At 69.2% G+C, this 13,221-nt stretch carries 12 protein-coding genes; all 12 read left to right on the top strand.

Annotation, left to right across the window (positions count from 1 at the left end):
* Positions 1-29 precede the first annotated feature (29 nt).
* Positions 30-713 carry a response regulator transcription factor gene (locus L3V85_RS32845; RefSeq protein ID WP_237676747.1) on the top strand — a complete coding sequence of 228 codons (684 nt, stop codon included), beginning with the start codon at positions 30-32 and terminating at the stop codon, positions 711-713.
* Between the two features lie 49 nt (positions 714-762).
* The gene (locus L3V85_RS32850) at positions 763-2,535 is read left to right on the top strand and encodes an ATP-binding response regulator (RefSeq protein ID WP_237676748.1); all 1,773 of its coding nucleotides are present in this window, start codon (positions 763-765) and stop codon (positions 2,533-2,535) included.
* Positions 2,536-2,643: 108 nt separating this feature from the next.
* Positions 2,644-4,011: a hypothetical protein gene (locus L3V85_RS32855; protein WP_237676749.1), complete on the top strand. Its 1,368-nt coding sequence runs from the start codon at positions 2,644-2,646 to the stop codon at positions 4,009-4,011.
* 141 nt (positions 4,012-4,152) lie between these two features.
* Entirely contained in the window at positions 4,153-5,829 is a 1,677-nt protein-coding gene (locus L3V85_RS32860) for a rhodanese-like domain-containing protein (protein WP_237676750.1), read from the top strand.
* Positions 5,830-5,906: 77 nt separating this feature from the next.
* Positions 5,907-6,755 carry a transporter substrate-binding domain-containing protein gene (locus tag L3V85_RS32865; RefSeq protein ID WP_237676751.1) on the top strand — a complete coding sequence of 283 codons (849 nt, stop codon included), beginning with the start codon at positions 5,907-5,909 and terminating at the stop codon, positions 6,753-6,755.
* A gap of 95 nt (positions 6,756-6,850) precedes the next feature.
* Positions 6,851-7,675 carry a transporter substrate-binding domain-containing protein gene (locus L3V85_RS32870; RefSeq protein ID WP_237676752.1) on the top strand — a complete coding sequence of 275 codons (825 nt, stop codon included), beginning with the start codon at positions 6,851-6,853 and terminating at the stop codon, positions 7,673-7,675.
* On the top strand, positions 7,672-8,910 hold the full coding sequence (locus L3V85_RS32875) for an aminotransferase class I/II-fold pyridoxal phosphate-dependent enzyme (protein WP_237676753.1): 1,239 nt from the start codon (positions 7,672-7,674) through the stop codon (positions 8,908-8,910). The genes L3V85_RS32870 and L3V85_RS32875 overlap by 4 nt, the downstream gene beginning before the upstream one ends.
* A complete protein-coding gene (locus L3V85_RS32880; RefSeq protein WP_237676754.1) occupies positions 8,907-9,653 on the top strand; it encodes an amino acid ABC transporter permease in 747 nt (248 codons plus the stop codon). The genes L3V85_RS32875 and L3V85_RS32880 overlap by 4 nt, the downstream gene beginning before the upstream one ends.
* Positions 9,643-10,464, top strand: a complete 822-nt coding sequence (locus tag L3V85_RS32885; RefSeq protein WP_237676755.1) for an amino acid ABC transporter permease — start codon at positions 9,643-9,645, stop codon at positions 10,462-10,464. The genes L3V85_RS32880 and L3V85_RS32885 overlap by 11 nt, the downstream gene beginning before the upstream one ends.
* Positions 10,451-11,314: an amino acid ABC transporter ATP-binding protein gene (locus L3V85_RS32890; protein ID WP_237676756.1), complete on the top strand. Its 864-nt coding sequence runs from the start codon at positions 10,451-10,453 to the stop codon at positions 11,312-11,314. Before L3V85_RS32885 ends, L3V85_RS32890 begins: the two co-directional genes overlap by 14 nt.
* A 25-nt stretch (positions 11,315-11,339) precedes the next feature.
* Positions 11,340-11,981, top strand: a complete 642-nt coding sequence (locus tag L3V85_RS32895) for a cysteine dioxygenase family protein (protein WP_237676757.1) — start codon at positions 11,340-11,342, stop codon at positions 11,979-11,981.
* Positions 11,978-13,192 (top strand): cystathionine beta-lyase, encoded by a 1,215-nt coding sequence (gene metC / locus L3V85_RS32900; protein WP_237676758.1) that lies wholly within the window; start codon positions 11,978-11,980, stop codon positions 13,190-13,192. Before L3V85_RS32895 ends, metC begins: the two co-directional genes overlap by 4 nt.
* Positions 13,193-13,221: the final 29 nt, after the last annotated feature.

Here is a 13,221-nt window from a genome sequence, read left to right on the forward strand (position 1 = left end):
CGGCTCCTGCGCTCTAAGATGCCCGGACCATGGCCACCGCCACATCACTGCCGCCACATGCCGGCCTCTTGCGCGGCGAGGCTGGCGTTGTCATACCGGCGCGGGGCATCCTGGTGGTCGACGACCACGAATTGGTACGCCTGGGCCTGAGGGCACTGCTGCTGGCAGAGACGGGCAGCGTACCGGTGCACGAGGCCCGCTGCCTGAGCGACGCATTGCGCTTGTACGAGTTCCATTTGACGTCACACCTCCTGGTGCTGCTCGATCTCGATCTGCCCGATTCCCAGGGTCTGGACACCCTCATGCGCTTCAGGCGCGCCTTTCCTGCATCGCGCGTGGTCGTGCTCTCGGGCAAGGACAGCCATGCGCTGATGCATGGAGCCACGGCGCTCGGGGCGCAGGCTTTCCTGCCGAAGACCGGCCACCTGGGCGAGGTGTTGCGCTACGTGCGGGACAACGACCTTGCCGCGCTGCCGCTCGCGATGCCCGCGGCGCCTGCAGCCGTGCGCACGACGGCGTCGACGGCCGAGCTGCAGCCGCAACTCAATGCGCGCCAGGTCGAGATCCTCGACTGGCTGCTGGCCGGCAAGTCGAACAAGGAGATCGCGCAGCTTTCGAACCTGACCGAAGGCACGGTCAAGAACCATGTGTCCACACTGCTGTTGCTGTTCGGCATGCGCTCGCGGGCCCAGCTCATCAGCAGCCTGAAGTGAGCCTGCCGGGTCATGCGGATTTCGAGTCGGCAAGGCCCGCATGCCATCGATGAATGACCCGCTTCCGCCCGAGCTGGCCGAGCGGGTGCTGCGCGAGCAGGTGGCGGCGGTCCATGCCAATGCGCCGGCAGCCTATCTCGCGGACTTCCTCACGGCACAGGCACTGGGCATCGGGCTGTTCGTGGCCACGTGGCGATGGCAGGTCCTGCTGTGGATGGCGCTGCACCTGGCGTTGACGCTGCGGCGCGCCTACAGGCGCTATCGGCGCAGCCCCGATGCACTGGCCCATCCCGAGTACTGGGCACGCTTCAATGCGCGCAACGTGCTGCTTCGCTCCTGCGTCTGGGGCCTGGCGCCCTGGCTGTGCGTTCCGCCGGGACGCCACCTGGGGCTTTGGGTCATGGTCATCGTGATGATGATGGGCGGCTGCGCCGGCGGCGCGCTGTCGCTGGCGGTTCTCAAGCGCAATATTCCGCGCTTCATCGTGCCCAGCATGGCGAGCCTGACCCTGGCGTTGGCCTGGCGCGGCGACAGCACGCACCTGTTCCTGGCCACGGGATGCCTGCTGTACCTGTGCGTCATGATCATGTTCGCGCTGCAGCACCATCGGCTGTTGACCGCCTCGCTGACGATGCGTTTCGAAAAGGAGGCGCTGGCCGAGCAACTGAGCCATCAGATTGCCGCGACCCAGCGGGCCAGCGAGGAGAAGACGCGTTTTCTTGCCGCGGCGAGCCACGATCTGCGCCAGCCTCTGCACGCCATCGCCTTGTTCGGCGCCGTCATCGAGAAGAAGCTCAAGGGCAGCGACGAATGGGACCACGCGGTGCGGCTGATGGATGCGGTCGGAACGCTCGGCGATTCGCTGGATATCCTGCTGGACATCTCGCGGCTGGATGCCGGCGAGGTGGCGCCGCAGGTCCGGCCGGTGGAACTCAATCCATTGTTCCTCGCGCTCAACAATGTGTTCGTGGCGCAGGCGGCAGACCTGGATCTGCAATTGCGGCTGCGCGCCACGCCCTGCTGGGTGCTGAGCGACCCGCAACTGCTGCAACGCCTGCTTTCCAATCTTGTGCACAACGCGCTCAAGTACACGACGCGCGGCGGCGTGGTGGTGGCGGCCCGGGCGCGCGGGCCGCTGGTGTGGATCGACGTATGCGACACCGGCATCGGCATCGCGGACGAGCACCTCGGCCGCATCTTCGACGAGTTCTATCAGATCGACAATCCGGGGCGCGATCGGACGAAGGGACTGGGCATCGGGCTGTCCATCGTGCAGCGGCTCTCGCGCCTGCTGGCGCATCCGCTGCAGGTGCGCTCGCGGCTGCATCACGGCAGCCGCTTCCGGCTGGTGCTTCCGGCTGTGACGGCCTTGGGGTCGCCGCCTCTCGCCGCACTGCCGGGCGCCCCGCTGCCGTTGCCGCGGCGCGTGCTCGTCATCGATGACGAGGCCGCGATCCGACAGGCTGTCGCCGGCCTGCTGCAGGCCCACGGCCTGAGCGTCGACGCGGTGGCGAGCGAGGCGGACGCCGAGGCCGTGCTGGCCCATGCCGCGCATGGAAGTACCCCGGTCGAAGTACTGCTGTGCGACGTACGGCTGGCCGACGGTGCCGATGGACTGGCCGCGGCGCAGCGCCTGCGCGCGCGCTTCGGCCCCGGCCTGCAGGTCTTGCTGATCACCGGGGAAACCGCACCGCAACGACAGCGGCAGATGCGCGACTCGGGGTTGCAGGTCCTGCTCAAGCCGGTGGCCGCCGACAGGCTTCTGCAGGCCCTCGCGTCGTTGACGCGGCACGACACGCCGCACGTTCGCATGCGCGCCTGAGCATTTTTTTTGCTGCCCCGCGATGACCTTCGACACTGGATTGCAGGTGTCGCCGCCCCTACCGTGAGGCCTTCTCATTCACTCCACATGGAAAAAGGAAGGCCCATCATGAACACCACTCGTACCGCTTCCCGTGCATGGCGCGCATCCGCCGCGCTGCTGCTGACGAACCTCTTGCTGGCCGCCTGCGGCGGCGGTGGTGGCGGAAGCGGCGGCTTCCCCGGCCTCGCCGCGGCCCCCGCTCCCGCGCCTGCTCCCCAGGGCACGCAGACGCCGGCGACAACGCAGGACGAAACCACCCCCGCCATCACGACGCAGCCTTCGGATACCACTATTGGCCAGGGCGTCGCTGCCGCGCTGAAGGTGCAGACCGTGCACGCCACGGCCTACCAGTGGCAGCGCAGCGCCGACGGCGGAGCCAGCTGGACCGATGTCCCCGGTGCCAATGGCGACCGCTTCATCACCGGCGCCAATCAGCTCGCCGACAGCGGCCATCAACTGCGGGTGCGAGTGACGGGCAACAACGGCAGCGTGACCAGCCGTGCCGCCACGCTCACGGTCAGGCCCTGGGTCGCCAACGTCCTCGCGACGACAGGGGTGAGCTACAGCCATCCTTATCAGCTCCTTCTGGATGCGAGCGGCGCGAGCCTGTACGTGGCCATGGGCGGCAACGGTTCGGTCTACAAGATCGACACGGGTACCGGCAACGGCGCGGAAGTCACGCCGGGGATGACCATGAACACGCCATATGGCCTGGCGCTGGCCGCCGACGGCACGCTGTACGTGAGCGACCAGCATCGCATCAACAAGATCGCCGCCAACACCACGACCTACAGCACCTGGGTCGGCAGCGGCACCAGCGGGTACGCCGACAGCCCGGCCACCGCGCTGTTCAACAACCCCGCCAGCATCGCGCTGGACGGCGCAGGCAATCTCTTCGTGGCGGATACGGAAAACAAGCGCGTGCGCAAGGTCGCGGCCGACGGCACCACCAGCACGCTCGCGGGCGACGGCACCCAGGCCTACCTCGACGGGGTGGGCACGGCCGCGCAGCTGGCGCGCCCGCAAGGCCTCGCGATCAGCAGCGATGGCGCCACGTTGTACGACACGGACACCGACAGCCCATGCCTGCGCAAGATCGATGTGGCCAGCGCCACGGTGAGCACGCTGCTGGGCGATTGCGCCAACGGCAACGCCGGCGCCGGCGTGGTCGACGGAACGGCCGCTACGCCGGCCAAGCTCGGTTACTCCTACGGGGTGACCGTGGATGCACACGACAACGTGTTCCTCACCCAGGCCTGGGACGGCGTGGCGCGCGTGGTCACCCCCACGGGCGAGATCAGCACGCTCAGGGACGGCAACGGCGCGGCGATCACATTCAACTTCCCGATCGGCGTGGCGGTGGCCGACGATGGCACCGTGTACGTGGGCGCATCCAACGGCAACCAGATCTTCAAACTCACGCTGGCGCCTTGAGCTTGGAGACCTCCGGCCCGCACCGCGCGAGCCGGAGAACCGTTTCGCACTTGCTTATGCAAAAGCCTTCCTAGCCAAGCGCACACGGCAAGCGCTATGGTGCCGCCGACCTTCACTCCAGCGCCACGACCGATCCGCCCGATGTCCGCCACAGCCGAAATTTCCCACCCTGCCACTCTCGCCCCCGCACTTTCCGCCGCAACCCTGCACCAATGGCTGCAGGACGGTCTCGAGCTCGCGCTGCTCGACATCCGCGAGCATGGCCAGTACGGCGAAGGGCATCCCTTCTTCGCAGTGCATGCCGCCTACAGCCGCCTGGAGACCGAGGTGGCCCGCCTGGTGCCGCGTCGCGCCACGCGCATGGTGCTGTTCGACGACGGCGAGCAAGGCGACTTCCTTGCGCAACTGGCGGCGCGGCGCCTGGCCGCGCTGGGCTACGACCACGTGTCGGTGCTCGCCGGAGGCGCACCGGCCTGGGCGCGCGCCGGCCACACCCTCTTCAAGGGCGTGAACCTGCCCTCCAAGACCTTCGGCGAAGTCGCCGAGCATGCGTTCGATGTGCCGCACATCGGTGCCTTGGAACTGGCCGAGCGCCAGCGCAGGGGCGAGCCGCTGGTGCTGCTCGACGGCCGCACGCTGGAAGAGCATCGCAAGATGACGCTGCCCGGCGCCATTCCCGTGCCCAACGGCGAGCTGGCATTGCGCTGGCGTACGCTGGTGCCGGACGCCGCCACGCCGATCGTGGTGCATTGCGCAGGTCGCACCCGCAGCATCGTCGGCGCGCAGATCCTGCGCGACCTGGGCGTGCCAAACCCGGTGCTCGCGCTGGAAAACGGCACGCAGGGCTGGGCGCTGGCGGGCCTCGAACTGGAACGCGGCAGCGCCCGCACGCTGCCGCCGCCGCCCGATGCCGCCAAGCGCCGGGCCGCGCGAGAAGACGCAGCCTCCGCAGCCCTGCGCGCCGGCGTGCCGCTGCTCACCGCCGCCGAAGCACAGGACTGGCTCGACGACGGCACCCGCACCACCTTCGTGTTCGACGTGCGCACGGCGGAAGAATTCGCGGCCGGCGGGCTGCAGGGCGCGCGCCATGCGCCGGGCGGCCAGTTGCTGCAGGCCACCGACCTGCAGGTCGGTGTGCGCCATGCGCGCGTGCTGGTGCTGGACGACGACGGCGTGCGCGCCCCCGTGGTGGCGCTGTGGCTGCGCCGCCTCGGCCTGGACGCGGCGCTGGTCGAAGACGGTCTGGCCAGCGAGCTGCGCGTGCCCGTGCGCGCCCCCGTGCGGCTGCCGCCCGCGGTGGCGGACGCGGACGCCGAGGCGCTCTGCGCCTGGCGCGACGGCACCGACACGCCCCCCGCGGTGCTCGACCTGCGCCCCTCGCTCGCCTACCGGACGCGCCATGCGCGCGGCGCCGTCTGGTCGATCCGCCCGCGCGTGGTTGCCGATGCGCTGGCCGCGACCGGCAGCGATCAGCAGCACCCCTTGCTGCTGATCGCGCCCGATGAAACCGCTGCGCGCCTGGCCGCGCAGGATCTGCGCGAGGCCGGCTGGCAGCATCTCTCATGGGCCCGCGCGGAAGCGGTGGCGTCCGCCGGCTGGGCGCAGCAGGCCACGCCGGCTTCGCCATCGGACGCCGAGGCGATCGACTACCTGTTCTTCGTGCACGACCGCCACGACGGCAATCTCGACGCCGCGCGCCGTTACCTCGACTGGGAGCTGGGTCTCATCGCCCAATGCGCGCCCGAGGAGCTGGCCAGTTTCCGGCTGCCGGAAGCTGCGCACCAAAGTTCGCACGGAAAAACGCATATCGATAGTTGAAGGCGTTCGTTGCGAGGGCAGGCGCGGGCTCGGAAGATCGCCGCCTGCCTTGCTTCGCCTTTTCGGCCTCCCATTCGATGACTTCCCGCTTCCGCGCCCTCTTCCCCTCCTCCCGCATCGCCATCGCATTGGCCGCGGTTCTGTGCATCGGTGCGGGCGCGGCCCATGCCGACGCCACGCTCGATCGCATCAAGCAGCGCGGCAAGGTCGCCATCGGCGTGATGGTCAATGGCGGACCTTTCGGCTCCATCGACCCGGCCACGCAGCAGCTCATTGGCTGGAACCCCGACCTGGCGCGCGACCTGGCCAAGCAGCTCGGCGCCGAGGTCGAGCTGGTGCAGGTGCAGCCGTCCAACCGTGTGCAGTTCCTGCAGTCGGGCAAGGTCGACCTGCTGATCGCCTCGATGGAATACAACGCCGACCGCGGCGAGATCCTGGGCTATGCGCCCACGCCCTTCTACCGGGTGGGCGGCACCGCGGCGGTGCTCAAGACCAGCGGCGTCGCCAAGTGGGAAGACCTGCGCGGCAAGATCGTCTGCGCCTCGCAGGGCAGCAGTTTCGTCAAGCCGCTGCAGGAGCAGTACGGCGCGCAAGTCCGCGGATTCAAGACCTCCTCCGAATCGCTGCTGGCATTGCGCGGCGGCAACTGCGTGGCGGCGGTGCACGACTCCACGCTCATCCAGCCGTTGCTGCGCAGCAGTGCCGAATGGTCCGGCTATGCGGCGCCGATCACCGACGAGATCCTGCCCGCGCCGTCCGTGGTCTGGACCCGCAAGGGCGAGGCGGACACCATCGCCGCCGTCGACAAGGCGGTGAAGCAGTGGCATCGCAGCGGCTGGCTGATCGAGACCGAGAAGCGCAACCACATCGAGCCGCCGCAGCCTCTGCTGCCTGAACTTCAAGCCAAGTTCCGCGCGGCGCCTTGACCGCGCCCTGACCGCGCGCCTCGCGCCGCGGCACATCAGCCTTCGGGGAGCCCTGCAAGACGGCTGCCCGCACTTTCCTTCCCGACTCCACACCGATGACGCCACGCATCTTCCTTCCTCTGCTGCCGATGCTTTTCCTGGCGGCGGGCACCGGCGCCCACGCCGATGCCACCCTCGACAAGATCAAGCAACGCGGCAAACTGACCGTCGGCGTCATCCTCTCGGGACCGCCCTTCGGCACCATCGACCCGGCCACGCAGAAGCCCGTGGGCTACAACGTGGAACTGGCCGAGGGCGTCGCCAAGGGACTGGGCGTGGGGCTGGAGACCGTGCAGGTGCAGCCGTCGAACCGGGTGCAGTTCCTGCAGCAGGGCAAGGTCGACATCCTCATCGCCAACATGCAGTGGACGCAGGAGCGCAGCGAAATTCTCTCGTTCGTACCCACGCCATTCGAGGAAGTGGGCGGCGCGGCCATCGCCCGCAAGGACAGCGGCCTTGCGAAATGGGAAGACCTGCGCGGCAAGCCGGTGTGCGTGTCGCAGGGCAGCAACTTCACCAAGCCGCTGGCCGAACAGTACGGCGCACAGATCAAGGCCTTTCGCGGACAGCCCGAATCGCTGCTGGCGCTCAAGGGCGGCAACTGCGTGGCGGCCGTGCACGTGAGCCCCACGCTGCGCGAGCTGGTGACGGGCAACGCCGACTGGAAGGACTACGCCATCGTCTCACCGTCGGACCTGATTCCCTCGCCTTCCGTCATCTGGGTGCGCAAGGGCGAGGCCGACACGCAGGCGGCCATCGACCGCATCGTGCAGAACTGGCACCGCACAGGATGGCTCATCGAGGTCGAGAAGAAGAACGGCATGACGCCCACGCCGCTGCTGCATGAGCTGAAGGCGAAGTTCGCGAAGGCACCGCTGTGACGAACACCTCCGTCATCCCCGCGCTGGCGCTCTCGCAGCGCGCCTTGCGCGTCAAGCTCTCCGCCAATGCCGCCGCCAGCGCGCGGGCCGCCGCGTTGGCCGCCCAGGGGCGCGACGTGCTCACGCTGACCTCGGGCGAGCCCGACTTCGACACACCCGCCCACATCAAGCAGGCGGCCACCGACGCGCTCGCGCGCGGCCAGACCAAATACACGGCCACGCCCGGCACCGCCGCATTGCGCCAGGCCATCGTGGCCAAATACCGCCGCGAGAACGATCTCGACTTCACGCCCGCACAGGTCGTGGTGGCCAACGGTGCGAAGCAGATCGTGTTCCAGGCTTTCGCCGCCACGCTCGACGCGGACGATGAAGTCATTGTTCCCGCACCCTACTGGCCTTCGTTCCCGGACATCGTTCGCGTGAACGACGGCACGCCAATCATCGTGCCGTGCGACGAGGCCAGCGGCTTCAAGCTCACGGCCGCCGCGCTGGAACGTGCGATCACGCCGCGCACGCGCTGGCTCGTCCTGAACTCGCCCGGCAATCCGAGCGGCGCCATCTACGGCCGCGACGAGCTGCAGGCACTGGCCGCCGTGCTGCGCGGCCATCCGCGCGTCGCGGTGCTGTGGGACGAGGTGTACGAGCACATCTGGTTCGGCGACGCGGCGCCTCTCCATCTGCTGCATGCCGCGCCCGAACTGCGCGATCGCACCCTGCTGGTCAACGGCGTGTCCAAGACCTACGCCATGACGGGCTGGCGCATCGGTTGGGGCGTGGGCCCCGAGCCGCTGGCGCGCGCGATGACAGTCATCCAGTCCCAGGCCACCTCGGGCGCCAATGCCATCGGGCAGGCGGCCGCGGCCGCTGCGCTGAATTCGGGCGACCAGCGTTTCGTGGGCGAGGCTCGCGCCGCTTATGCACGCCGCGCCACGCTCGTCACCCAAGCGCTGGCGGCCGTGCCCGGTCTCGAAGTGCTGCCGCCGCAAGGCGCCTTCTTCGTCTACGCAAACTGCGCCGCGCTGATCGGGCGCCTGCGGCCTGACGGCCGCGCGATCGCAAGCGACACCGACTTCGTCGACTGGCTGCTCGAAGCCGAGGGCGTCGCGGTGGTCGATGGGCCGTCCTACGGCCTCTCGCCCTACATCCGCCTGTCGATCGCGGCCAGCGACGCGGTGCTGGCGCAAGCGGTGCAACGCATCGCAAGCGCAGTCGCTGCCCTGAAGGCAGCTGAATGAGCGACCCCGGCCTGCTCGCACAGGCGGTGGCGGCCATCAAGCCGCTGGGGCTGAACTACGCCTTCCTGCTCGACCTGGGCGAACGGCAGGCCTTCCTGCGCGGGCTGCTGGTCACGCTCGAGCTTTGCCTGCTGACCATTCCCTGCAGCCTCGCGGCAGGCGTGGCCATGGCCGCGGCACTCATCTCCGGGCACCGCTGGCTGGCACTGCCGGCGCGCGCCTTCGTCGAAGTCACGCGCAACACGCCGACGCTGGTACAGCTGTACTGCGCCTTCCTGGTGCTCAACATGCTCATCACGCGCCAGCTCGAAGGCGTGGGTGGCAACCCGCTCACACCCTTCGTGTGGGTGGTGATCGTGGTGGCGATCCACAAGGGCGCTTTCCATGCCGAGGCGCTGCGCGCGGGCATCGAGGCGGTGCCGCAGGTCACGCTGGAGGCGGCGCGCTCCCTGGGCTTCTCGCAGCGCCAGCTGCTGTGGCGCGTGGAGCTGCCGCTGGCCGTGCGCTTTGCGCTGCCCTCGCTGGTCAACAACCTGGTCGACCTGGTGAAGATGACGGCGGTGGCCTCGGCCATCGCGGTGGGCGACGTGACCTACGAGTCGATCATGATCTGGACGCAGCGCGACAACGTGCTGGAGTTGCTGCTGCTGATCCTGCTGTACTTCGGCGCGCTGACCTGGCTGGTCAGCCGTGCCGGCAGCTGGCTCGAAGCCCGCCTGAGGATGCCCGGCTATGGCCAATGAAGCCGCAGTGAGCGCCCTTGCGGTGCGCGCCACGACATCCGCCCGGCGCTTCGATCCGCGCGAGCATCCGTGGTGGACAGCGCTCGCGGCCGTTCTCCTGGTGATCGGCATCTGGGTGGCCACGGGCACCACGCCGGTCGCGCTGGTCTTCCTGTGGCAATGGACGCCCGCGCTGCTGTGGGGCCTCTTCACCAACATCAAGATCAGCGTGCTGGCGATGGCGCTGGGCACCGTCGCCGGGCTGGTGGTGGGCGCGCTGTCGCTCTCGCCGCTGCGCTTCCTGCGCGTGGTCACGCGCTGGTACGTGCAGTTCTTCCGCAATGCGCCGGTGCTGGTGCTCATCTACTTCACGACCTATGTGTTCCCGTTCGAGCTGCACCTGGTGAAGTGGACCGTGCCCTTCCCCGACTGGATCAAGGTCGTGCTGGGGCTGGCGCTGCCCACCAGCGCGGTGGTGGCCGAGATCTTCCGCGGCGCCATCCAGTCGATTCCCAGCGCGCAGTGGGAGGCCGCGCAGTCGCTGGCCTTCCGCCGCTCGGAGATCTTCCGGCTGATCGTGCTGCCGCAGTGCCTGCGCCGCATGCTGCCACCGTGGATGAACCTGTACGCCAGCATCACCATGAGTACCGCGCTCGCGTCCCTGGTGGGCGCGCACGACGTGGTCGACACGGCGCAGATCGCCAGCAACACCGTGGCGCGCACTGACTTCACGGTGCTCGTCTATTTCACGCTGCTCGGCGTGTTCTTCGCCTACTGCTACCCGATTGCCCGCGCCACGCGCGCGCTGGAGCGCCGCCATGCCCGCCACTGACAACGCCACTGACAACGCCGCCAACCCTGCCCCGTTCCCCCTCGTCGCCCTGCGCGGAGTACAGCTTGCCTTCGGCGACAACGCGGTGCTGCGCGGCATCGACCTCGACGTACAGCGCGGACAGGCCGTGTCGATCATCGGGCCGTCCGGCTCGGGCAAGTCGACCATCCTGCGCTGCATCACCGGGCTGCTGCGCCCGCAGCAGGGCGAGATCCGCGTGGGCGACACCCGCGTGGACACGCTGCGCACCGAAGCAGAGCTGATCGCGCTGCGCAAGCGCGTGGGCTTCGTGTTCCAGCAGTACAACCTGTTCCCGCACCTGACGGTGCTGCAGAACCTGGTGATCGCGCCCACCCGCGTGGCCGGACGCGACCGTGCCACGGCCGAGCGCGATGCGCGCGCGCTGCTCGACAAGGTGCGCCTCTCGCACAAGGAGACGGCCTACCCCGGCGAACTCTCCGGCGGCCAGCAGCAGCGCGTGGCCATTGCCCGCGCGCTGGCCATGCGCCCCGAGCTGATGCTGTTCGACGAAGTCACCTCCGCGCTCGACCCCGAGACCGTGGGCGAGGTGCTCACCGTGATCCGCGACCTGGTGCGCGACGGCCTGACCTGCGTGCTGGTCACGCACGAGATGCGCTTCGCCGAGGAGATCAGCGACACCGTGTATTTCACCGAGGCCGGCGTGATCGTCGAGCACGGGCCGGCCGCGCGCATCTTCGGAGCACCCGAGAGCGAACGCACCCGCGCCTTCCTGCACCGCGCGCTGGGCGAAGGCCCGCGCCCGGCGCCCGCCCGGCCTGCCCCGATTCCCGAAACGCTTTCCTTCGAGCGGCTGCGCTTCGCGCTCTGAACCCACCTTGCTTCACCCGAGAATCATGACAAAAGAAACCTCCACACCCACGCCCGAAGACCTCGCCACGCAACGCCGCGCCGCCGTCGACCAGGCCCTGTGCGATGTGCGCGCCATCGCTGCCGCGCAGCCCTTCGACCGCGCCGTGCTCGCACGCATCACCACACGGCTGGAGCAACTGGCCTCGCACACCGCGCTGTTCACGCGCGCCGACTTTCCGCCGCCCGCCGCCACCGAAGGCGTGGGCGCCTCCACGCGCTACCGGCTCAACCCGGCTGACGGCGACGACGGCGTGGCGCTCTACCTGAACTCCATCAACCCCGGCAAGACCTCGATTCCGCACAACCACACGACCTGGGCCACCATCGTGGCGGTCGAGGGTCAGGAAGAGAACCGCGTCTATCGCCGCACCGACGACGGCAGCAACCCGGCCTCGGCCACGCTCGAGCTCGAGCGCGAAGTCACCGTGCAGCCCGGCACGTCCATCGGCTTCCTGGCCGACGACCTGCACAGCATCCACGTGATTGGCGACAAGCCGACGCTGCACTTCCACCTGTACGGCCGTCCGCTGGAAACGCTCTCGCAGCGCATCGGCGTGAACCTGGAGACCGGTGCGGTGATGAACTACAACGCCACGCAGCTCAAGCCGAGCAAGGTGGCGGCATGAGCCAAGCCACGCGCGGCAAGACGCTGGGGGCCGGCACCCGCCTGCTGCACGCTGGCGCGCCCGCTCTGCGCGACGGCGCCGGCCCGGTGAACGTGCCGGTGGTTCGGACCAGCACCGTGCGCTTCGAGAACACGGCGGCGCACGCCGACTACCACCACCGCCGCACCGCCGGCGAGCGCGTGGCCGCGTATGGCCGCCATGGCCTGGACACGCACCGCGCGCTCGAAGACGCAGTGACGGACCTCGAAGGCGGCCACCGCGCCTTCCTCACGCCCTCGGGCCTGTCGGCCATCACGCTGGTGCTGCTCGCGCTGCTGTCGCCCGGCGACCACGCGCTCGTGGCCGACGGCGTGTATGCGCCGCTGCGCCGCGTCGACAGCACGCTGCTCAAGCGACTGGGCGTGCAGGTCGAGTACTTCTCGCCCGCGCACGACGACCTGGCGAGCCGCATCCGCCCGAACACCCGACTCGTGTACCTCGAATCGCCGAGTTCGCTGCTCTTCGAGGTGCTCGACCTGCCGGCACTCACCGCGGTCGCGCGCGACCGCGGCGTGACGGTGGCCACCGACAACACCTGGAGCGGCGGCTGGTTCTACCGGCCGCTGGCGCTGGGCGCGAACATCTCCATCCAGGCGGCCACCAAATACATCTCGGGCCATTCCGACCTGATGCAGGGCGTGGTGGTGGTCGACAGTCCGGCGCTCGCCGCGAAGCTCTCGACCGCCTACGAAGCACTGGGCCTGACCATCGGCGCGGACGACGCCTACCTCGCGCTGCGCGGCCTGCGCACGTTGCCCGTGCGGCTGGCGCAGCACCAGCGCCATGCCACGCAGGTAGCCGAATTCCTGCAGCAACAGCCGCAGGTGTCGCGCGTGTTCTATCCCGCACTGCCGAGCGACCCCGGCCATGCCCTGTGGAAACGCGACTTCACCGGCGCGAGCGGCCTCGTCTCTTTCGAGCTCCGCCATGCCACACCGGCCGGGGCCAACGCCTTCGTCGATGCGCTTGCGCTCTTCGGCATCGGCGCTTCGTGGGGCGGCTACGAGAGCCTGGCGCTCGTCGCGCAGCCCGAGCGCCTGCGCGAGCACCGGCAATGGACCGGCGATGCGCCCGTGGTACGCCTGCACATCGGGCTCGAAGATCCGGCGGACCTGATCGCCGACCTGTCGCAGGCTTTCGCTGCCGCTGCAACCGCCGCTGCGCCGCGCTGATTCCTTTTATCAAAAAAGAACACCTCACC

It is taken from the genome of Variovorax paradoxus, assembly GCF_022009635.1.
Taxonomy (GTDB): Bacteria; Pseudomonadota; Gammaproteobacteria; order Burkholderiales; family Burkholderiaceae_C; genus Variovorax.